Genomic DNA, 20,628 nt, shown 5'->3' with positions numbered 1-20,628 from the left:
ACTCGGATGGTTCTTGGAGGCGGCATGGGTCAGGTGGCGGTCATCGGATTGGGCGGCATGGGGCGTGCGATCGCACGCACTCTCGTGCGCACAGGCCACGAGGTCACGGTGTGGAATCGCTCGCCAGGCCCGGTCGACGAGCTCGCCGCGGCCGGCGCCAGGCCCGCAGCCGATCTCGCGGACGCGCTCGCATCACCCGTCGTGCTCTCGGTGCTCGCGGACGACGCCGCGTTCGACGACGTGTTCCTGACCTCGGGCGCGGTGAGCCACCTGCCGGCGGGCGGAGTTCACGCCAATCTCTCCACGGTGAGTCCGGCGCTGGCGCGTCGAGCGGCTCAGCAGCATGCCGACCATGCTGTCGGCTACGTCGCGGCTCCGGTGTTCGGCCGTGTCGCCGTCGCCGAGGCTGGCAACCTCAACGTCGTGGCGGCCGGGAGCGACGCGGATCTCGACCGGATGCAGCAGTACTTCGACGTCATCGGCGCTCGCACGTGGCGCATGGGATCCGACCCCGCCCAGGCGAACACGACGAAGATCCTCGGCAACTACCTGATCGCGTGTGCCATCCAGGCGCTCGGCGAGGCCGTGAGCCTTGGCGAGGAAGCGGATGTCGATCCCGGTGTCTTCGTGCAGCTGATGGCCGCCACCCTGTTCCCCGGGCCGGTGTACTCCGGCTACGGAACCATGATCGCCGAGCGCCGCTACCAGCCCGCGGGGTTCTCTGTCGTGCTGGGCCGCAAGGACGTCCGGCTCGCACTCGATGCTGCGGCCGAGGCCGGGATCCCGCTGCCGACGGGGGAGCTGCTCGGAAACATCTTCGATCAGGCGATCCGCGAGGGACGCGCCGATGACGACTGGGCCGCGATCGCGGAGCTGCAGCCGCGCGGATGACGGGCGGGGGCCTCGCGTCGCGTGCGGGTGTGACGTCGTAACATCGCGCGTCTGGCCTCTGCGCGCCCGGTAAGGTCGACCAACCGAGAAGTGGGAGGTCCAGTTGGTGCGAGCATTCATGACCGACCCGGGGTTGCTGGCATCTCTCGATGGCCAGCAGTATCTCGTGCTGAGGCCGACCGGACCAGTGGCTGAGTTCTATGACGCCGAGCAAGCGGCGTTGAAAGCGGTGCTGCCCGAATCGATCTCCCACCCACGCACTGGACACGTGACGCTACGTGGTTTCTACGAACCGACACGAGTCCAAGAGCTGAGGGACGCGCTTGCGACATGGGCAACGCAGCAAGAACCGCTCGAGTTGCAGGTCGACGCGGTTGATGGGTTCCCGACGCCGTTCCAGATTCTTATCGCCCGGCTTCACAGGTCCGCGCCCCTTGTCGACGCGTACGCACGACTCAGCTCGTCGTTGGATGCGACGGACTTCCAACGCATAGGCGAACTACCCCTGGACCAATGGATCTTCCATATGTCGCTCATCTACTGCAACGCCCTGAGCGCCGACGACTGGCAATTGGCGTACGAGAAGAACTCGCGAGACGTCAAGTCGCGCCCAAGTGAACTACTCACCGAAGCGGAGTTCGTCTGGTACGAAAACGGAACCGAACACACCCAGACAATGACCTTTGACGGAGCCAATCGCTGACACTCACCGGGGCGTCTCAACGAGCAGATCCGATGCAACCTCATGCCCGCAGACGGATCCGCTCACCGGCGCGCTGTGCGCGGAATCCTGGGACGTGGGAGCGGGAGTGTGACCCTCACAGTTAGACTTTTGGCGTCCGCTCCCGCTGGGAGATCGGAAAGTAAAAGCCGGGACTCCCGCTATTGACGGGACCCGGCTTTCGCGCTTCTACAGGTCGATGTTGATGATCGTCACGGCATGCTTGAGTGCCTCGTACCACTGTGACCGACCGGTCAACGACTCGCCCACCGCGCCGAGGACCTGGTCCGCGATCCACAGCATCGGCTCCTGACTTGGAAGCTCGTGGTCGATGCGAAGTCCAGGAGGCAATGCTTTACGGCCACGGAGCGCATCGACGAGTTGCCTGTCGCGTCGGTTCAGGGACTCGGTCCGGGCTTCCAGGACGAGGTTGCTGACGTCGTAGTCGCCCAGTTCCCACGCGATCCTTTCTAGGCACAGCGCTCTGGCGCGCTCCTGTCGTCTTGGATCCAACTGCGTGCCGACAACGACGATATGGCAGGCGTTGAAGTCCGCGACGGCGGCGACGACCTTACGCCGCTGGCGCGCGTCGAGGTTGTGCCAATGCAGCTTCGGGCCCCTCGTGTGAAGGTCGCGCATGTGGGCGCCGGCGATGACGGCGCCAAGTAGATAAGCGGGTTCGGGCACGTCGGAGGTGCGCATGCTCTCGTCGCCCCACGCCTTCAGAATGCCCATCCTCTAACTCTGGCATCCCCAGCGGACATGTACTCAGGGAACGCCCCTGTGCAGCGTCCAGCCAAGATGGCCTGCTGCGCCGGGACCCACATCGCGAGCACCACGTCGCCCTCGCACCCTGCGCACGCGGGGATCCCTCAGGGCGTGCCGATTACGCTGGAGCCGTGAACGACGCCCTCCACCCGACTGTTCGCCCCCGCCGCCTCCGCACCACCCCCGCGATGCGACGACTCACGGCGGAGACCCGCCTGCATCCGGCGGAGCTGATCCTGCCGGTGTTCGTGCGTGAGGGCATCCGCGAGCCGCAGCCGATCGCATCCATGCCGGGCGTCGTGCAGCACACGATCGACAGCCTGAAGGCGGCCGTGAACGAGGCGGCAGAGGCCGGTATCGGTGGTGTCATGCTGTTCGGCGTTCCCGAGGTGCGGGACGCCGTCGGCAGCGGTGCGACGGATCCCGACGGCATCCTCAATGTCGCCACCCGAGTCGCCGTCGCCGAGGCGGGAGACGCGCTGGTGGTGCAGACCGATCTCTGCCTCGACGAGTTCACGGATCACGGCCACTGCGGAGTCCTGGATGCCGCCGGCCGCGTCGACAACGACGCCACCCTCGTGCGCTACCGCGACATGGCGCTCGCCCAGACCGAGGCGGGATCCGCGATCCTCGGCCTCAGCGGCATGATGGACGGCCAGGTCGCCGCGGTGCGCGATGCGCTCGACGACGAAGGATTCACCGACACCGCCGTACTTGCATACGCCGCGAAGTATGCGTCCGGTTTCTACGGCCCGTTCCGCGAGGCCGTCGACTCGCAGCTGCAGGGCGACCGCCGCAGCTACCAGCAGGACCCGGCGAACAGGCGCGAAGGTCTGCGCGAGGCGCGGCTCGACCTCGAAGAGGACGCAGACATCCTCATGGTGAAGCCGGCGATGTCGTATCTCGACGTGCTGAGCGACGTAGCGGAGATCAGTGATATTCCGGTCTGGGCATATCAGGTGAGCGGCGAGTACTCGATGATCGAGGCTGCCGCCGCGAACGGCTGGATCGACCGAGATCGGGCTGTGCTCGAGACGTTGACGAGCATCCGTCGAGCCGGCGCAGACGCCGTGCTCACCTACTGGGCGACCGAAGTCGCGGGGTGGCTGAAGTGACCACGATCGGCTCGACGAACGACGCGGCCTTCGACCGCGCGCGACGGGTCATCCCCGGCGGCGTGAACTCGCCGGTGCGGGCGTTCCGTTCTGTCGGCGGGACACCGCGCTTTCTGGTGTCGGCGCGCGGGCCATATGTCACAGACGTCGAGGGTCGTGAATACGTCGACCTCGTGGCGTCGTGGGGTCCGGCGATTCTGGGGCACGCGCATCCGGAGGTCGTCGCCGCCGTGCAGGATGCCGCCTCCCGCGGCCTGAGCTTCGGCGCATCGACCCCTGCCGAGACCGAGCTGGCCGAGCTTGTCGTCGACCGTCTCGCCGTGACGCCCGGAGCACACCACCTGCCTGGCGCGTCGCTTGTCGCAACCCGACTGATCGACGAACTGCGCCTGGTCTCCACGGGCACCGAGGCCACGATGACGGCCATCCGGTTGGCACGCGGCGCCACCGGACGGGACCTCGTCGTCAAGTTCTCCGGTCTGTACCACGGCCACTCCGACGGACTTCTGGCGGATGCCGGCAGCGGCCTCGCCACGCTCGCGCTGCCCGCCTCGGCCGGGGTGCCCGCCGCCATCGCGGGCCAGACGATCGTCATCCCCTACAACGATCGAGACGCCGTGCGTGCAGTGTTCGCCGAGCACGGCGAGAACATCGCGGCGATTATCACCGAGGCGGCGCCGGCCAACATGGGCGTCGTCCCGCCGTGGCCGGGCTTCAACGCGTTCCTCGCCGAGACGGCGCATGACAACGGCGCGCTGCTCATCCTCGACGAGGTGCTCACCGGATTCCGCGTCTTGCCTGCAGGGTTCTGGGCGCTCGACGCCTTCGCCATCCGCGAGGAGGACGACGGATCCCGCCACCTCGTCTCGCCCACTTACCTGCCCGACCTGGTCACGTACGGCAAGGTCATCGGCGGCGGCATGCCGCTGGCCGCGCTCGGTGGCCGCCGCGAGCTCATGGAGCAGCTCGCACCGGTCGGGCCGGTGTACCAGGCGGGCACGCTGTCCGGAAACCCCGTCGCGGTCGCGGCCGGCCTTGCCACGCTTCGACTGGCCGATGCGGATGTCTATGCCGCGCTCGACCACACGGCTGCGGTGATCTCGGATGCCGTCGATGACGCGCTGACCGAATCCGGCGTTCCGCATTTCATCTCGCGAGCCGGCAACCTCTTCAGCATCCAGTTCCGCGAGACGCCCGCGCTCGACTACGCCGGCGTGCAGGCGCAGGATGCCTTCCGCTACGGGGCCTTCTTCCACGCCATGCTCGAGCAGGGCGTCTCGCTGCCACCGAGCGTGTTCGAGGCGTGGTTCGTCACGGCGGCGCACGACGACTCGGCAGTGAACCGGGTTCTGGATGCCCTCCCCGCGGCCGCGCGCGCCGCGGCATCCGCTCGCCCCGCCTAGTCACCGCGTGTCGCGCGGGTCGTCACGTGTCGCGGCTGCCGCCGCGCACCCGCCCCGCATCGCCCGCAAGACTACGAATTCTGGACGTGACTACGACCGTGGCGCATAGTCGCGTCCAGAATTCGTAGTCTTGCGGCGCGGAGCGGGGAGCGGGGGCTGGGCGTCGGGAGCCGGACGACACGAGGCGCCGGGGCGCCCGGCGCGCCGGGGCGATCGAGACCGGATAGCACGCCGCATGATGGCGCTTTCATGGCGGAATTGGAGCGGATCCATACCAGGGTCTAGGGTTTCGCTACCACTCGCCCCCACACAGACTGGACACCGTTGTCTCGTTACCGAGTTCTCGCGCTCTGCGCGGTCTCTCTCAGCACAATCGCCGCCGCAACGGCTCTCGGCACCGCTCCCGCGCGAGCCTCTGCCGCCGACGCCTACAGCACATCGCCGTCTCTCGTTTTCGTCGGAGACCAAACCGATGCGCAAATCACGTACCAAATTCCGTTCGACGACGACACGGAGGACCTTCCCACCGCTGTGTCGTTCTCGGTTTCACCCGATGCCGGCGCCGATCCGAGCGCACTGTCCCTCGCCATCACCTCGACGACGGACAACCTCGACAGCTGCTCTGTCTCATCCGACGGAACGAGCGGGTCGTGCTCCTGGGCGACGGCGGCGGCCGGCGATACCGCCGTCATCTCGGTGCACGAGACGGGGATGGCCAGGGCGACGGGCCTGCAGCACCTCACGTTCTCGCAGACCATGAGCGACGGGACGCAGGCTCTCGCCGGAAGCCTGGACATGACGGTGATCGAGCATCCGGTGACGGCGAATGTCACAGTGTCGGCACCCACCGCCTCCATCGGAGACACCGTGTCGGTGACGGCGACATTCGTGATCGCGCCCGGTACGCCGAGCGACTATCTCCCCTCGTACGTCAGCTTCATCGCGGAGACCGACCCGTACTCCACGGCAAGCTCCCTGAGTTTCGCGCTCACCTCGTTCACCGGCGCCTCGTCATGTCAGGTCACCGCGTCGACGAAGGGCATCGGATGCCAATTGGATGATCCTCAGCCCGGCGATACGATCACGGTCAGCGGTCTGGCCACGGCCACGATGGCTCAGCTCGGGGACTCCGGACCGAGCCCGCTCGGCGTTCACCATGTGTACTACTCGTACGGCGGTCCCTCTCTGTTCGCCATTCCGATGACGCAGACCGACGCGGCCATCGACGTCGTGCCCGCGTCGTCTGGGGGATCCGCACCCAGCGATCCGCCGGCAACCGGCGCATCCACCACGGGCTCCTCGGACGCGGCGTCGGCCACGCAGACGGCCGCCGACCCGGCATCGGCGGTCTCCGATGGCGGCGAGCTCGCGGCCACGGGATCCGATCAGGCGCCCGTCGTGCTCTGGGCTGCGGCACTCGTTCTGGCGGGCGCTGCATCCATCGTCCTCGTCCGGATCCGCCGCGCACGGAAGCACGCATAGCGCGCGCATCCCATCCGCCCTTGCGCCGGGGCGCCGGGCGGCGCTCGGCGGGCGGCGGGCACGCACCCACAGACGCAGAGGGGCCGCCCGCTTTCGCGGACGGCCCCTTCGTGACGGTCGAGACTACTGCTGGTTGTCCTTGGCCAGCTTCTCGAGGGTCGGGTTGTTGGAGTACGCCTTGACGGCGTTGTCCTTGGTGACCAGGATCGGCGTCAGCGCGACGTAGGGAACGGTCTTGGAACCGTTGCCGGCGTTCGTCTTGTCGCTGTAGTCCACACCGGTCGGCTTCTTGCCCGCGGCGAGCTCGCTGACGAGCTTGACGGCGGCCTGGGCCTCCTCGTCGGTGTTCTTGTAGATGGTCGAGTACTGCGTGCCGTTCATGATGAGCGGGATCGACGCGGTCTCCGAGTCCTGACCGGTGACGATCGGGTTCGGCAGGCCGGCCTGCTTGGTCGCGGTGAGGATGGCGCGGCCGAGCGTGTCGTTGGGTGACAGCACGCCGTCAAGCGCCTTGCCACCGGCGTACGTGCTGGTGATGATGTTGGTCATGCGGGTCTGCGCGTTCTGCGCGAGCCAGCCATCCGTGTTCACCTGCTTGAAGGTGGTCTGGCCGGACGACACGACGAGGTCACCGCTGTCGATCTTCGGCTGGAGCACGCTCATCGCACCGTTGAAGAAGACCGTGGCGTTGGCGTCCGTGGACGCACCGGCGAACAGCTCGATGTTGTACGGGCCGCTGGCCTTCTTCTTCTTCTTCATGCCGTCGAGCAGTGCCTGGGCCTGGAGCTGTCCGACCTTGTAGTTGTTGAACGCCACGTAGTAGTCGACATTCTTCGTGTTCAGCAGGTTGCGGTCCCACGCGATGACGGTGGCACCGTTCTTCTTGGCCTGAGCCACCTGGGTGCCGAGCTGGCTGCCGTCCTGAGCAGCAACGATGATCACCTTGTCGCCCTTGGTGACCATGGACTGGATCTCGTTCTGCTGGTCCGGCACCGTGTTGGTGGCGGATGCGTACTGCACGTCGGCCTTGAAGCCCGCCTTGTCGAGGGCGTCGACGAAGGCCTGCTTCGCGAGCACCCAGTTCTGCGACGTCTTTGCAGGCAGGGCGACGCCGACGGTGTCGCCCTTTTTGATGGCGTCGTCGGTCGACGAGCCGTTTCCGCGCTGCGAGCAGCCGGTCAGAGCCAGGGCCGCGATCGTGACGGCAGCGGCGCCGATGAGGATCTTTTTGCGCATGAGCTGTTCTTTCTTCTTGGTGTGTGGGCGCGTCGCGAGGAACGCGCCCGTCCGGGGTGCCCCGAGGGTCAGGACACAGGGGTCTTGGTGACCTGATCGCCGACGGGCTGGTCGATGGACTGCGGCTGAGCCTCGAGAGCCTCTTCGGTGACCGTCGACTTCTTGCCGCGGCGCAACCCGCCGAGGAGGAAGCCGGTGAACGACGGCTTGCCCTGCGTCTTGTTGTAGACATCGAAGGCGACGGCGGCGAGCAGCACGAGACCGCGGATGATCGCCACCCAGTTCGTGTCGATGCCCAGCAGCGACAGGCCGTTGGAGAGGAAGGCCATCACCAGCGCACCGATGATGGATCCGGCGACGGTACCGACGCCACCGAAGATGGCCGCGCCGCCGACGAAGACCGCGGCGATGGCATCCAGCTCCCATCCGGTGCCGTCCGACGGACCGGATGCGTTCGCGTTGCCCACGAAGACCATGCCGGCCACGGCCGCCAGGATCGACATGTTCATCATCACGAAGAAGTTGATCCGCTTGGAGTTGACGCCGGAGAGCACTGCCGCGTTGGCATTGCCGCCCACTGCATAGATGCGGCGGCCGAACACGGTGCGGGCGGTGACGAAGCTGTAGGCGATGATCAGGATGCCCGCGATGATGCCCGCGACCGGGAAGCTGGTTCCCGCGCGGCCGCCGGCGAACAGGAACGTCACGTAGATGGTGATGCCGCAGACGACGACGAGCTTGACGATGCTGGCCCAGAGCGGCTGCTGCTTGGCGTGCATCTTCATGCGGCGGCGTCGGGCGGCGACTTCGAGCCAGATCAGGGCGACCACGACGATGAGACCGATCAGCAGAGTCGGGTTGCTGTAGCCGAAGTCAGGACCGAAGTCGGGCAGGAAGCCGGCACCGATCCAGTTGTACGAGTCGGGCGTCGGCACGGCCGTCGAGCTGCCGATGAGCTGGTTCGCACCGCGGAAGATGAGCTGGCCCGCGAGCGTGACGATGAACGCCGGCACTCGCATGTATGCCACCCAGAAGCCCTGCCAGGCGCCGACGACGGCGCCGGTGACGAGTCCCAAGATCATCGCGAGCCACGCCGGGAAGTGCCACACGGCCATGGACTGGGCGACGATGATGCCCACGAACGCGGCGACCGAACCGACCGACAGGTCGATGTGGCCGGCGATGATCACCATGACCATGCCGATGGCGAGGATCAGGATGTACGAGTACTGCTGAACGACGTTGATCACGTTCGTGGGGTCGAGCGTGAGGCCGCCGGTGAAGATCTCGAAGAAGATGATGATCACGACGAGCGCGATGATCATGCTGTACTGGCTGATGCCACGGCCCCCCGTCAGGGTGCGCATGGACTGCGTGAATTTGCTCATTCCGCGGAACCGGTCTTTCGGGTGGAGGTCATGGAGACCATGAGGGATTCGGGGTTCGCCTTCTCGGCGGGCAGCACGTTGGTGATCTGCCCCTCGAAGATCGTGTAGATGCGATCGGACATCCCGAGCAGCTCGGGCAGCTCGGACGAGATGAGCACGATGCCCTTGCCCTGTGCGGCGAGGGCGTTGATGATGCCGTAGATCTCGTACTTGGCACCGACGTCGATGCCGCGGGTGGGCTCATCGAGGATGAGCAGGTCGGGGTCTGCGAACATCCACTTCGCCAGCACGACCTTCTGCTGGTTGCCGCCGGAGAGCTGCCCGACGTTCTCGTCGACCGAGGGGGCCTTGGTCCGCAGCGTCTTGCGATACTCGTCGGCGACCTCGTACTCCTGGATGTCGTCCACCACCCCGAAGCGGCTGGAGATCTTCGACAGCCGGGCGGAGACCGTTGCGCGCTTGATGCTGTCCAGGAGGTTGAGGCCGAGCACCTTGCGGTCTTCGCTCACGTAGCCGATGCCCTGCTCGATGGCCTGGTGGACGGTGTTCACCTTGATCTCGCGACCGTCCTTGACGATCTCACCGGAGAGGTAGGTGCCGTAGCTGCGGCCGAAGATGCTCATCGCGAGCTCGGTGCGCCCTGCACCCATGAGGCCGGCGAAGCCTACGATCTCGCCGCGGCGCACGAAGAAGTTCTCGTCCTTGCACACAAGCCGGTCGGGATCCGTCGGATGCTGCACCGTCCAGCCCCGCACCTCGAAGAACGTCTCGCCGATGCTCGGCGTGCGCTCCGGGAAGCGGTTCTCCAGCGATCGACCGACCATGCCCCGGATGATCCGGTCTTCGTCAACGCCGCCGGCCGAGACGTCCAGCGTCTCGATCGTCTTGCCGTCGCGGATGATGGTGATGGAGTCGGCGACGCGCTCGATCTCGTTCAGCTTGTGCGAGATCATGATCGACGTCACGCCCTTCTCGCGCAGATCGACGATCAGGTCGAGCAGGTGCTGCGATTCCGACTCGTTGAGGGCGGCGGTCGGCTCGTCGAGGATGAGCAGCTTCACCTCTTTGTTGAGCGCCTTCGCGATCTCCACGAGCTGCTGCTTGCCGACGCCCAGTGCTTTGATCGGCGTGTCGGGGTCGTCTGGCAGACCCACGCGCTCGAGCAGGTCGCGCACGCGGTTCTGCGCGTACACCCAGTCGATGACGCCGCCCTTGGCCGGCTCGTTGCCGAGGAAGATGTTCTCGGTGATCGAGAGCTCGGGGATGAGGGCGAGCTCCTGGTGGATGATCGCGATGCCGGCGGTCTCGCTCTGCTTGGTGTTCGAGAAGCGCATCTCGTCGCCCTCGAAGATGATGTCGCCCTCGTACGTGCCGTACGGATAGACGCCGGACAGCACCTTCATGAGGGTGGACTTGCCTGCGCCGTTCTCTCCGCAGATCGCGTGGATCTCGCCACGCGCCACGGTCATCGTCACGTCGGAGAGTGCGACCACGCCGGGGAAGCGCTTGGTGATGTCGCGCATTTCCAGAATGGGGGCGTTCGCCACGGATGATCCTCTCGCTGTGCGGGGCGAGGCATCCGTTCGGCCAGGGTGAGAGCCCTGCGGGTGGTGCGTGACGACGCCTTCGTCCCGTGGAAAGCGGCCCATGGCCGCTCGGCTGCGTCCTTTCGGACAACGGACGAAACCGTAACACAATTGCGTTCAGGTGTTGAATTCAAGCGCGCGGATGAGCGCGCGGACGTGCGCAGAAGTGAGCGCGCGTGGATCCGTGCGCCGCGGAATTACGGGGCTAAGCGCGCCCGTGGCTCGCGCGGGACCGTCTGGAAAGTGAATCCACGATCACAGCGAGCAGGAGGACGGCGCCGGTGATCATGTACCGCACCGACGCGTCGAGGTTGAGCAGCGTCAGGCCGCTCGAGATGGCCGAGATGACGAGCACGCCGAGCACGGCCGACCATGCGCTGCCGCGACCGCCGAACAGGCTCGTTCCGCCGATGATCGCGGCGGCGATGGCGTTGAGGTTGGTGTCGGCGGATCCGGTGAGCGTGGTCGCCGAACCCAGCCGCGCGGCTGCCAGTACGCCGCCGAGCGCCGCGAACGACGAGCAGATGACGAACGCGGTGACCAGGGTGCGGGTGACGGGGAGACCCGCCCGGCGCGCGGCATCCACGTTGCCTCCGACAGCGAACACCGAGCGACCCCACCTGGTGCGGCGCAGCAGGTACGACATGAACACGACGAGCAACAGGAACAGCACGGGCATGACGGCGGTCCCGCGGTCGAGCGAGAGGTACCACACGGCGATGCCGAGACCGACGGCCAGCGCCACCGCGCGAACGATCGGGACCGACGGATGCTCCGCCGGAAGTTGCGCACGCATCCGACGCCGCCTGCGAGCCAGCCCCGTTCCCAGTACCGCGAGTGCCGCGAGCCCGGCGATCACATACGCGGCCCACGGTGGCAGGAACCAGGTGTTGGCGAACTGCACGAGCGGATCGGAGAACGGGATGTTGATGGATCCGGTCGGTCCCAGCAGCGCCAGCTGCACGCCGAGGAACGCCAGCAGCCCGGCGAGCGTGATGAGGAAGCTGGGCACGCCGAAACGCGTCTGCAGGAATCCGTAGAACACGCCGATGACGGCGCCCGCTGCGATCGCCGCGACGACGCCGACGAGCATCGGCCACTGCAGTCGCATGGCGCAGACGCCGACCACGGCACTTGCCAGCCCGCTCACGGATCCCACCGACAGGTCGATCTGCGCCACGAGCAGCACGACGACGGTGCCGAGCGCGATGACGCCAAGTGGCGCCGCCTGCAGGGTGAGGTTGACCAGGTTGCCCGGTGCGAGGAACCGCGGATTCAGCGACTGGAAGAGCACGGCGATCACGATGAGGCCGACAGCGATCGGAGCGGATCCGAGCTCACCGTCGCGCAGCCGGGAGACGAATCCGGCCGACACGTCGCGCAGCGTGCGCACGCCGCCGGTGTCGAGCCGCGACGAGGGGAGCACGCCGCTCTTCGCGGCTCCGTTCGCAGCATTCCGCGCCGCACGTTCGCGGTCGGCGGTCATCGGCGGCCTCCCGGCGGAAGCCCATCGTCCGCACCGGATGCTCCCGGCCAGTATCCGTTCCGCTCGCCGCCTCGTTCCCTCGGGTCGTCCTCCGGGGTGCCCTCCTCGAGGTTCAGCACGCCGGTGATGGACGCGATGATGTTCTCGTAGCTCAGGTTCGGGGCCCGGAACCGGCCGTTGACCCGGCCGAGCCGGAGCACGATCACCCGGTCGGCCACCGCCTGCACGTCGGCCATGTTGTGGCTGATCAGCACGACGCAGTGGCCGCGATCCCGAAGCAGCTCGATGAGGTTGAGCACCTCAGCCGTCTGGGCGACGCCGAGCGCGGCCGTCGGCTCGTCGAGGATGACGACATCCGGTTCGCCGATCAGCGAGCGGGCGATGGCGACGGTCTGCCGCTGGCCGCCGGAGAGCGTGGCGACGGGCATCCGCACGGACGGGATGCGCGCGGAGAGCTGCCGCAGCAGCTCCCACGAGCGCTGCTCCATCGCCTCCTCGTCGAGCGGCCCACGACCGAGCTCGCGACCCAGGAACAGGTTCGCGACGACGTCGAGGTTGTCGCAGAGCGCGAGGTCCTGGAACACGGTCGCGATGCCGAGCTCGCGCGACGCCGCCGGCGACGGGATCGAGACCGTCCTGCCGCCGTAGGAGATGGATCCCGCGTCGGCCGGATGCACGCCGGCGAGGATCTTCACCAGCGTCGACTTGCCGGCACCGTTGTCGCCGACGAGCGCGACGACTTCGCCGCGGTAGAGGTCGAGATCCACGTTCCGCAGGGCCTGGATGTGCCCGAACGACTTGGAGATGCCGCGCATGCTGACGATGGGGCTCAGCCCGGCATCCGCCGTTCCGCCCTCGCCGATTCCCGTCTCGAAGCCCGTCATGTGATGCCGTGCTCCTTGCAGTACGAGGCGTATGCGGGCGTGCAGATCTGGGCGACCGTGTGGAAGCCGCTGTCGATGACCACCTTCTTCACGTTCTGCACGGTCACCGCAACCGGCGTCAGGGTCACGCTCGGCACGGTCTTGCCTCCGACCTTCGTGGTGCCCGTTCCGGTCGGCGTGCCACCGTTCACGAGGGTGAGCGCAGCATCCGCGGCGATCGTCGCCTGACGCCGGATCGGCTTGTACACGGTCATGTACTGGGTTCCCGCGAGGATGCGCTGCACGGCGGCCACCTCCGCATCCTGCCCTGTCGTCGGGGGCACCGGGTTCATCCCCGCCGCCTGAAGCGCAGCAATCGCGCCTTCCGCCAGCCCGTCGTTCGCGGCGTACACGCCGGCGATCCGGGTGCCGAACTGTGTGATCTGGCCCGCGACCCAGGTCTGCGCCTCGGATCCGGCCCAGTCGGGAGTGTCGTACTTCGCGAGCACCGTGTAGCCCGACTTGTCCAGCACCGAGAGCGCAGCCTTCTTGTACAGGACGGCGTTGTTGTCGGTGGGCGATCCGTTGACCATGAGGATGCCGCCCCCCTCCGGCACGCCGAGCTCGTGCAGCCTCGCGACGAGGGACTGCGCTTGGAGAACGCCCACCTGATCGTTGTCCGCCGAGACGAAGAACGACAGATCGGGGCTGTTGATGATGCGGTCGTACGCGATGACCGGCACGCCCTTGGCTGCCGCCTCGTTGACGATGGATGCCGCAGCCTGTCCGTCCACGGCATCCAGCACCAGCACGGCGACGCCCTGTGCGAGCATGGACTCCGCCTGCTGCTGCTGCCGCGCGGCGTCGGCCGACGCATTCTGGTACGCGACAGTGCAGCCAGGGCATTTCGTGTGGATGCGCGCCTCGAACGCCGGGCGGTCGGCCGACTCGTACCGGGTGTTGGTGGAGTCCGGCAGCAGGAGCCCGATGGTGGCGTGCTGCGGATCGACTGCCGGATGCGACGTGTCACCGGGCGCCACCGCGTTCGCACACCCGACGAGGGCCAGCACGCAGGCGACGGCGGCGAGCAGGGCACCCGCTCGGATCGCCTTCATTCCGCGGCTTCCTCCGTCTGCCCGGATTCGTCGGGCTTGATCGAGACGCGGTCGACGGCCATCGCAACAGCGCCCATCGGCGCCGCATTCACACCGAGCTGGCTCTGCACGATCTCGGGGGCGAACTGCGTTCCTGCGAGCACCGCGCGTTCCACCTCGCGGCGCATCGGACCGAGCAGCAGCTCGCCGGCACGCCCGAGGTCCCCGCCGACGACGATCCGCTCCGGATCGAGCAGGTTGCACAGGTTCGCTGTGGCCACGCCTATCGCGGTTCCGGCATCGGCGATGGCGCGGATGGCCTCGGACTCCCCGGACATCGCGCGCACGATCAGGTCCTGCAGCTTGATGCCCCTGTGCCCGGACTGCAGCCGTTCGATCAGGGCGTCGCCGCCGGCGATCGCCTGCACGCAGCCGCGGTTGCCGCACTCGCACAGCGGGCCGTCCTCCTGGATCACCGTGTGCCCGAGCTCGCCTGCCATGCCGGCGTGTCCGGCGTAGACGCGTCCGCCCAGCACGAGGCCGGCGCCGATCCGGTCGCCGGCGTCGACGAAGATCGCGTCATCCTTGCCACGGGCCGCGCCCAGTCGCAGCTCGCCCAGGGCGGCGGCGTTGGCATCCGTGTCCACGAACACCGGGCGCTGCAGCCGCTGCTGCAGCACGTCGGCGACCTCGACACCGTCCCATCCCCGAAGGATGCCGCGCCGCGCGATCCGCCCGGTGCGCTTGTCGATCGGGGCGGGAAGCGCCACGCCGACGGCCAGCAGGTCGAGCATGCCCGCGCCGGCGGACTCGAGCATGTCGGCCAGCAGCAGCATGATGCGGTCGAGCTCGTTGTCGGCGCGGTGATCCTTGGCGAGCGGCATGTGCGTGTCGGCGACCACCGTGTAGGCGACGTCGGAGATGGCGATCCGCAGATGGCGCGTCGAGACGTGCACACCGGCGACGAGCCCGAGCGCGTGGGCGAGAGTCACGTGCTGCGCGCGGCGTCCGCTTCGCGTACCCGGCGCGGTGTTGAGCACACCGGCGCCGGTGAGCTCCTTGACGATGTTGGAGACGGTCGCGGGCGAGAGTCCGGTGAGTCCCGCGAGCTCGATCTGGCTCAGCCCGCCGTACATCTTGACGGCGTCGACGATGCGGCCGCGATTGGCTTCACGTAGTGAAGTCTGCGACCCAGGCGTCCGACGTTGGGCTTGCACGGGTACACGATACGCGATGGAGGCTCGGTGGAATAAGGGAGAAGTCGCAGATCTCTTCGCGTTGCGGCGCGCCGTACCGTCGTCCACGCCACGGTTCAGGACGTGCACCCGACCGAGTCCGATGTGTGTCCGAGTCGACACCTGTCCTGAATCGTGAGGACGGGTGTCGAGCGTCCCGCTCGCGGTGCCGACGGTGCCGGCGTCGAGTGGCGCCCCGGCGAGTCGGCCTCATCTCCCCGTGCGACACGCCGCACCTCGAGGCCTCAGTTCTGTAACGTCTCGCGCCCGTGCGGCCGCATGCCTGACCGGGTGAAGCCGACCCGGCAGACTAGGCCTATGGCCGACTTCCACGTGTACCGCGATCGTCTCGAGATCCGCCTCACCCGTGCGGAGAAGATGCTGTCGCTGCGACGCGACGACCTCGTGGTGCCGCGGGAGAGCATCCGCTCGGTGGCCATCACCGCCGACCCGTGGATCTGGATCCGCGGGGTCCGCGCGCCCGGCAACAGCATTCCGCTGACGCTCGCGGTCGGCACGTGGAAGTTCCATGGCGGCATGGACTTCCTGGTGCTCAAGGGCAAGCAGCGCTCGGCCGTCGTCATCGACATCGAGCAGCCGGACCCCGACGAGACGGATGCCGTGCAGACGGATGCCGCACAGACGGATCGCGCTTCCAGCGCGACGAAGAAGGGCAAGTCGGGCAAGACGAAGGCCGGATCCAAGGCGGGATCCAAGGGCGAACGCGCAGCGGATGCCGCTGCCGCAGCCCCCGGCGACGGCGCAGATGGCGATCTCGCAGCGAACGGGCGCCGCATCGTCGCCGACGGCTTCTCCCGGGTCATCGTCTCGACGCAGCACGCATCGAAGCTGGTCGAGGCGCTGCGCGACATCCGTCCCGGCTCCGACGCTCCCATCGACAAGGTGATCGGCTGACGATGCCGGAGCCGCGCGATGGGGGATCGGGCGCTGCCCGCGGCCGTCGTGGGCGCGCGCCGCGAGTCAAGAGACACGACGCTCAGCCGCGAATCGTCGAGGCGGACTGCTGTGTTGTCGGTGGTGGCCCCGCGGGCATCATGCTCGGGATGCTGCTGGCTCGCGCGGGCGTGAACGTTGCGGTGCTCGAGAAGCACGGCGACTTCCTGCGGGACTTCAGGGGCGACACGATCCACCCGTCGACCATCCAGGTGCTGGACGAGCTGGGGCTGCGCGACGCGTTCCTCACGCTTCCGCACACCACCGTGTCGTCGTTCGACGCGGTCGTCGACGGCACGCGCCTGACTCCCATCGACTTCGACACGCTGGGCGGTAGGAACGACTTCCTCGTCCTCATGCCGCAATGGGACTTCCTCGACTTCCTGGCGGAGCACGCGGCTGCGTATCCCGGATTCCGGCTGCACCTGAACACCGAGGCGACCGAGCTGGTCACCGAGGGCGATCGGGACGGGGTGCCAGGCAGCGGTCGGGTGGTCGGGGTGCGCGCGACGGGACCCGACGGACCCGTCGAGGTGCGGGCGGCGATCACGGTCGCGGCGGATGGGCGGGATTCGGTGGTGCGCGCGGCATCCGGTCTTCCGGCGACGGATTTCGGTGCGCCCATCGATGTGGTGTGGTTCCGCCTGCCGTATCCAGAGACCCGCCCGCCGGACACGCTCGGATACCTTGACCAGCACCGCCTCATCATCACGATTCCTCGTGAGGACTACTACCAGGTGGGCCTCATCATCCCGAAGGGGAGCTTCGAGGATCTGCGCAAACAGGGCCTGGATGCCGTGCGCTCGGCTGTCACGGAGACCGCTGAGTTCCTCGAGCCGGTGATCGGCGAGCTGACGTCGTTCAAGAAGCTCAAGCTGCTGTCGGTTCAGATCAACCGACTGGACACGTGGTCGCGCCCTGGCCTGTTGTGCATCGGCGACGCGGCGCACGCCATGTCGCCGGCGTTCGGAGTGGGTGTGAACTTCGCCATTCAGGATGCCGTGGCCTCCGCGAACAGACTGGCGCCGCTGCTGCGCGGGGCCGGCTCGGCAGCCGGGGCACGGGCATCCGCTCTGGATGCCGCGGGCGAGTGGGTGCAACGCCGGCGGATGCCGCCCGTTCGCGCCATGCAGGCCGTGCAGCTCATGGCGCACCAGGTGATCAACGGGACGGGAGCGACGCTGCTGCCGAATCCGATCCAGGAGCCGCAGCGCATCGTGCTGTCGGCGGTGATGCCCATCGTGCAACGGGTCGCCGCGCGGGTCGTCGGGCGTGGCATCCGCCCCGAGCACGTCTCACGCCAGGTGCGCGGAGCGACGACGCGCCCGTTCCGCTGAGGGTCGCGCGTACCACCGCCCCGGCCCAGCCCGCGATCGCTTTCCACGGTCGCGGTCCACGGTCGCGCCGGCTTTCGGCTAATGCGCCAGGAATTCTGGCGCGAGGGTGAAAAGCCGGCGCGGATCGGGCAGCACGACCACGGCGGTGGTGGGGGACGTGATGGGGAGCGGGCGGGACCGACCATGGGGGCCGTGGGGGCCGTGGTGGAACGGCGTTGGGTCGATGGGCCGCGTCAGGTCGTGATCGGATCGCTCAGGAAGATGAGCACGATGCCGGCGAGAGGCAGGATGCCCTGGATGATCGCCGCGCGGATGTACCGCGCGCCCGTGGTCACCAGCACGACGGCGGCCAGCACCATGCACGTCAGCGTGAAGAACACGAGCGTCAGTCCAACGACGTGCTGTCCGACGCCGTACGCGATGATGCCCACCAGCGCGCCGATCGCGAGGAACAGGTTGTAGAAGCCCTGGTTGTACGCCATCGGCCTTGTCGCGTCGGCGGTCGCCTGGTCGGGCACCGCGAACCGTTTCCACACGCTCGGCCTCGCCCAGAACACGCTCTCCATCGCGAAGATCAGCACGTGGAGCACGGCAGCCAGGGCGACGACCAGCGTCGCGATCACGATCATGCCGCCAGCCTAGGACCGGGGGTGTGCGCTCCAGCGGAACCGGCGCCACCGCGTCGGCGCGCCCCGGGTCATCCGCAGCGTGTCGGCCGGAGATGCCGCAGGAACACACGTGCCGCTCGACGTGACGGCGGCCAGTGGACACGCGGCGACAGGCCAGCGGGCGGCAGGGACAGATCAGCGGGCGCGCAGCGACATCGGGAACACGGTCAGCGGCCGCGCAGCGACTCGGGAACTCGGCCAGCGGGCGCGCAGCGACATCGGGAACTCGGTCAGCGACGCACGTCGACCACGGTGCGACCGCGGATCTGCCCGGCCAGGATGCGCTCTGCCGCACCGATCGCATCCGCCAGTCCGATCGTCTCGGTCATGGCGTCGAGCAGGTGTGCGTCGAGGTCGCTCGCCAGCCGCGACCACGCCTCCTCACGCAACGCGCGCGGCGCCTCGACGGAGTTGATGCCCGCCAGCGTCACTCCGCGCAGGATGAACGGCATCACCGTGGTCGGAAGGTCGGCGCCCCCCGCGAGTCCGCAGGCCGCGACCACACCGCCGTACGAGGTCTGCGCGAGCACGTTGGCGAGCGTGACGCTTCCGACGGTGTCGACAGCGCCGGCGAAGCGGGCCTTCTGCAACGGGCGTCCCGGCTCGGCGAAGTCCGCACGGTTGAGGATGGCGGATGCCCCGAGCTCGCGCAGGTAGTCCGCCTCCGTCTCCCCGCGGCCCGTGGACGCCGTGACGGAGTATCCGAGTCGTGCGAGCACCGCGATGGCGACGGATCCGACGCCGCCCGCCGCTCCGGTCACCAGCACGTCGCCGGATTCCGGTGTCACACCGCCGCGCTCCAGCGCGAGCACGGCGAGCATGGCCGTGAATCCTGCTGTGCCGATGGCGGCGGCGTGCAGCTGGCTGACGGCATCCGGAACGTGGACCAGTCCCTGGCAGCGCACGACGGCCAGCTCGGCGAGACCGCCGTTGCGGGACTCCCCGATCCCGTCGCCGTTGAGCACGACGCGGTCACCGGGCCGGAACCGGGCATCGGTCGAGGAGCGGACGCGTCCCACGAGGTCGATCCCCGGGATGAGGGGTGTGCGCCTCAGCACGCCCGGACGTCCGGCGAGGGCGAGGCCGTCCTTGTAGTTCAGACCGGAGTAGTCGATGTCGACGGTGACGGCATCCGGCTCGAGCACGTCGTCGTCGAGCGACAGGAGCTTGGCGGAGTGCGCCGTGATGGCGCCGTTCTCGAGCTGCTGGTCGACGTAGAGGGCGCGGAACGACATTCCCTCAGCCTAGGGCGGCGCACTCTCGTGCGGGTCGGCCGTCGTTCGAGGCCGGTTCCTCCGCGGCCGCGACTGTGTTCACCGACCCGCTCTGCGACGCCGACTCGTCCCCGTGGCACTGACTCGCCCCTCTGTCGCGAGGCGGAGGGGCGAGTCAGCACCAAAGGGCGAGCGGATGCCGGCGTTCAGGTGGTCAGGAGCCCGGACGTCCCGGCATCCGTGCGTCAAGGTCTCAGGTCAGCGGCGGACGCCTGTCACCCTGCTGCTCGCCAGGCGCAGGGGGAGCGGGTGGTGCGGGCGGCACGGACGGTGCTGCGGGCTCGGCGGGAGCCGCGGCAGGCGGAGCCGCCGGCGCGGGCGGTACGGCGGGAGCCGGAGGAGCGACCGGAGCCTGCGGGGCTGCCGGCGCCGAAGGCATCGCGGTGGTGGGCGGGGCAGCGGGTGCCGAATATGCCGACGGTGCGGGGGAACCCGCGTTCGAGTAGGCGTTCGCACCGGCGGCGAGGTCCGGTCCGGGGGCGGCGATGCCGCCTGCCGCGAAGTAGACGTTGGCGGTGGGCAGGTACATCAGCACGATCGCGATGATGAGCACGACGATCTGCACCACGGACCACGTGGAGGTCGAGTTCCAGCCGCCGGAGAACCACGGCGCGATCGATCCGATGAGCGACAGGATGCCCAGCACGGTCAGCACGATGCGCGCCCAGTTGCGGCCGTCCCTCATGCGGTTCACGATGACCAGCTCGATGATGGCGATGATGAACACGAAGATGGCGAAGATCAGCACGACGAATCCCGCCGCCGCCCCTGCCACTCCGCCCAGTGCCGCTCCGGCGCTGATCGCGATGATGCCGACGATGAGCGCGAAGATCGACCCGATGAGCGAGACGATCGCGCCGATCAACCAGATGACGTATGCCGCGGTGACGACCCCTGGTCGTTTCGCGGGTGCAGCTGTGCTCATGTGACTTCCCCCTCGTCAACTGCCGGTCCCGGATGCCCCCGCACCGGCCGGTTGGACACCGCGCGATACGCGGCGCCACCATTCCGAATCCTACTCGTCGGCCTCCGCGGGCCCCGGAATTCCGCTGTCCTCCGTGCCGATGCTGTTCCACACGACGGTGGGGCCGGACGATCGCTCGTCTGGCCCCACCATGGATGCGGAT

The 20,628-nt window shown here is 68.1% G+C and carries 18 protein-coding genes; 7 read left to right on the top strand and 11 right to left on the bottom strand.

The window, feature by feature from the left end:
* Window positions 1-6 precede the first annotated feature (6 nt).
* Both ACX9R5_RS02370 and ACX9R5_RS02365 read left to right on the top strand, forming a co-directional pair.
* The gene (locus tag ACX9R5_RS02370; protein ID WP_459407407.1) at window positions 7-891 is read left to right on the top strand and encodes an NAD(P)-dependent oxidoreductase; all 885 of its coding nucleotides are present in this window, start codon (window positions 7-9) and stop codon (window positions 889-891) included.
* Window positions 892-1,009: 118 nt separating this feature from the next.
* Entirely contained in the window at window positions 1,010-1,594 is a 585-nt protein-coding gene (locus ACX9R5_RS02365; protein WP_459407406.1) for a 2'-5' RNA ligase family protein, read from the top strand.
* A gap of 207 nt (window positions 1,595-1,801) precedes the next feature.
* On the opposite strand, the gene ACX9R5_RS02360 is transcribed toward ACX9R5_RS02365, so the two are convergent.
* Window positions 1,802-2,347, bottom strand: coding sequence for a hypothetical protein (locus ACX9R5_RS02360; protein WP_459407405.1), 546 nt, complete (start codon window positions 2,345-2,347; stop codon window positions 1,802-1,804).
* A gap of 221 nt (window positions 2,348-2,568) precedes the next feature.
* Between ACX9R5_RS02360 and hemB the strand changes: the two genes are divergently transcribed.
* The 3 genes from hemB to ACX9R5_RS02345 all read left to right on the top strand — a co-directional run bounded on the left by hemB (window position 2,569) and on the right by ACX9R5_RS02345 (window position 6,380).
* The gene (hemB, locus tag ACX9R5_RS02355; RefSeq protein ID WP_459409014.1) at window positions 2,569-3,495 is read left to right on the top strand and encodes a porphobilinogen synthase; all 927 of its coding nucleotides are present in this window, start codon (window positions 2,569-2,571) and stop codon (window positions 3,493-3,495) included.
* Window positions 3,483-4,898, top strand: a complete 1,416-nt coding sequence (gene hemL, locus ACX9R5_RS02350; protein WP_459407404.1) for a glutamate-1-semialdehyde 2,1-aminomutase — start codon at window positions 3,483-3,485, stop codon at window positions 4,896-4,898. Before hemB ends, hemL begins: the two co-directional genes overlap by 13 nt.
* Before the next feature lie 531 nt (window positions 4,899-5,429).
* A complete protein-coding gene (locus tag ACX9R5_RS02345; RefSeq protein ID WP_459407403.1) occupies window positions 5,430-6,380 on the top strand; it encodes an LPXTG cell wall anchor domain-containing protein in 951 nt (316 codons plus the stop codon).
* A gap of 123 nt (window positions 6,381-6,503) precedes the next feature.
* Here ACX9R5_RS02345 and ACX9R5_RS02340 read toward each other — a convergent pair whose 3' ends face one another.
* The 7 genes from ACX9R5_RS02340 to ACX9R5_RS02310 all read right to left on the bottom strand — a co-directional run bounded on the left by ACX9R5_RS02340 (window position 6,504) and on the right by ACX9R5_RS02310 (window position 15,250).
* On the bottom strand, window positions 6,504-7,616 hold the full coding sequence (locus ACX9R5_RS02340) for a substrate-binding domain-containing protein (RefSeq protein ID WP_459407402.1): 1,113 nt from the start codon (window positions 7,614-7,616) through the stop codon (window positions 6,504-6,506).
* Between the two features lie 68 nt (window positions 7,617-7,684).
* Complete coding sequence (gene mmsB / locus ACX9R5_RS02335; protein WP_459407401.1) at window positions 7,685-9,004, bottom strand: multiple monosaccharide ABC transporter permease; 1,320 nt, start codon at window positions 9,002-9,004, stop codon at window positions 7,685-7,687.
* On the bottom strand, window positions 9,001-10,527 hold the full coding sequence (gene mmsA / locus ACX9R5_RS02330; RefSeq protein WP_459409013.1) for a multiple monosaccharide ABC transporter ATP-binding protein: 1,527 nt from the start codon (window positions 10,525-10,527) through the stop codon (window positions 9,001-9,003). The genes mmsB and mmsA overlap by 4 nt, the downstream gene beginning before the upstream one ends.
* A 268-nt stretch (window positions 10,528-10,795) precedes the next feature.
* Window positions 10,796-12,076, bottom strand: coding sequence for a sugar ABC transporter permease (locus ACX9R5_RS02325; protein WP_459407400.1), 1,281 nt, complete (start codon window positions 12,074-12,076; stop codon window positions 10,796-10,798).
* On the bottom strand, window positions 12,073-12,960 hold the full coding sequence (locus ACX9R5_RS02320) for an ATP-binding cassette domain-containing protein (protein ID WP_459407399.1): 888 nt from the start codon (window positions 12,958-12,960) through the stop codon (window positions 12,073-12,075). The genes ACX9R5_RS02325 and ACX9R5_RS02320 overlap by 4 nt, the downstream gene beginning before the upstream one ends.
* Window positions 12,957-14,054, bottom strand: a complete 1,098-nt coding sequence (locus ACX9R5_RS02315; protein ID WP_459407398.1) for a substrate-binding domain-containing protein — start codon at window positions 14,052-14,054, stop codon at window positions 12,957-12,959. The genes ACX9R5_RS02320 and ACX9R5_RS02315 overlap by 4 nt, the downstream gene beginning before the upstream one ends.
* Window positions 14,051-15,250 (bottom strand): ROK family transcriptional regulator, encoded by a 1,200-nt coding sequence (locus tag ACX9R5_RS02310; protein ID WP_459407397.1) that lies wholly within the window; start codon window positions 15,248-15,250, stop codon window positions 14,051-14,053. Before ACX9R5_RS02310 ends, ACX9R5_RS02315 begins: the two co-directional genes overlap by 4 nt.
* 336 nt (window positions 15,251-15,586) lie before the next feature.
* On the opposite strand from ACX9R5_RS02310, the gene ACX9R5_RS02305 reads away from it, so the two are divergent.
* Both ACX9R5_RS02305 and ACX9R5_RS02300 read left to right on the top strand, forming a co-directional pair.
* A complete protein-coding gene (locus ACX9R5_RS02305) occupies window positions 15,587-16,183 on the top strand; it encodes a hypothetical protein (RefSeq protein ID WP_459407396.1) in 597 nt (198 codons plus the stop codon).
* Between the two features lie 92 nt (window positions 16,184-16,275).
* On the top strand, window positions 16,276-17,559 hold the full coding sequence (locus ACX9R5_RS02300; RefSeq protein ID WP_459409012.1) for an FAD-dependent oxidoreductase: 1,284 nt from the start codon (window positions 16,276-16,278) through the stop codon (window positions 17,557-17,559).
* A 233-nt stretch (window positions 17,560-17,792) separates the two neighbouring features.
* Here ACX9R5_RS02300 and ACX9R5_RS02295 read toward each other — a convergent pair whose 3' ends face one another.
* From ACX9R5_RS02295 to ACX9R5_RS02285, 3 genes are all read right to left on the bottom strand, one after another.
* Entirely contained in the window at window positions 17,793-18,188 is a 396-nt protein-coding gene (locus ACX9R5_RS02295; RefSeq protein WP_459407395.1) for a DUF1304 domain-containing protein, read from the bottom strand.
* A gap of 269 nt (window positions 18,189-18,457) precedes the next feature.
* Window positions 18,458-19,462 (bottom strand): MDR family oxidoreductase, encoded by a 1,005-nt coding sequence (locus ACX9R5_RS02290; protein WP_459407394.1) that lies wholly within the window; start codon window positions 19,460-19,462, stop codon window positions 18,458-18,460.
* Between the two features lie 232 nt (window positions 19,463-19,694).
* Window positions 19,695-20,426 carry a hypothetical protein gene (locus ACX9R5_RS02285; protein ID WP_459407393.1) on the bottom strand — a complete coding sequence of 244 codons (732 nt, stop codon included), beginning with the start codon at window positions 20,424-20,426 and terminating at the stop codon, window positions 19,695-19,697.
* Between the last annotated feature and the right edge of the window lie 202 nt (window positions 20,427-20,628).

The sequence above is a fragment of the Rathayibacter sp. CAU 1779 genome (assembly GCF_054551755.1).
The sequence above is the reverse complement of the archived record's forward strand: the minus strand, read 5'-3'. Positions and strand labels throughout refer to the sequence as shown.